Origin of the sequence: Vibrio genomosp. F10 str. ZF-129 (genome assembly GCF_000287055.2) — a bacterium.
Taxonomy (GTDB): domain Bacteria; phylum Pseudomonadota; class Gammaproteobacteria; order Enterobacterales; family Vibrionaceae; genus Vibrio.
Genome location: NZ_AJYQ02000041.1, coordinates 1 through 619 on the forward strand (window position 1 = coordinate 1; position 619 = coordinate 619).

The 619-nt window shown below is 38.6% G+C and carries 1 protein-coding gene; it reads left to right on the plus strand.

Translation table 11 applies throughout. From position 1 onward, the window contains the following. Positions 1 to 225 precede the first annotated feature (225 nt). Positions 226 to 513 carry a 2TM domain-containing protein gene (locus tag A1QO_RS05815; RefSeq protein ID WP_017035278.1) on the plus strand — a complete coding sequence of 96 codons (288 nt, stop codon included), beginning with the start codon at positions 226 to 228 and terminating at the stop codon, positions 511 to 513. Positions 514 to 619: the final 106 nt, after the last annotated feature.

Genomic DNA, 619 nt, shown 5'->3' on the forward strand with positions numbered 1-619 from the left:
CGTTGGGAATCCGTCTTAAACGCTTTGTTAGCTTACGAGCTTGGGAGAACTAGAAACTCAAGAATGCCACTTTTTGGTTCGTATCCCTTGGGTGTGGACACTTTATCCTAGTTATTGACACTTCACTTCCCCTTTTCAGCATTTCGTCGCAAAGAAACCTCAAGCCCTACAACTACATTTATCATTACTCCGTATTCGATACTTACGTTAAAAAAGGATAGTGAAATGGATCAAACAATGCACACAACTAATCAACAAGAACACATACGGGCTCAAGTTAAAAAGGTAAAAGAATTTTATGTCCACTTAACCAAATACTTGTCGGTAATATGCCTATTGTTTGTCATTAATTTCGTAACTGGTACTGAGGAACTTTGGGCAATTTATCCTGCTTTAGGCTGGGGAATATTTATGCTTTCACACGCTATCAAGGCATTTGAGATATTCAATTTTTTAGGGGATGACTGGGAGCAAAAAGAAGTTGAAAAGCGCTTAACAAAACTACGAAAATGAGCTGCTAGAGTTTAGGCTTTCTATGGTGCAACAGCATCAAAAAGCGTATAAAAATCAATGATGCGCACTTAGAAAGCTAACGCTCTGCTAAGCGGCAAATAAACCA

Bases quoted from the DNA above. Each gene is read 5' to 3' on its own strand.
- A1QO_RS05815 (WP_017035278.1), top strand. From the start codon at position 226: ATGGATCAAACAATGCACACAACTAATCAACAAGAACACATACGGGCT.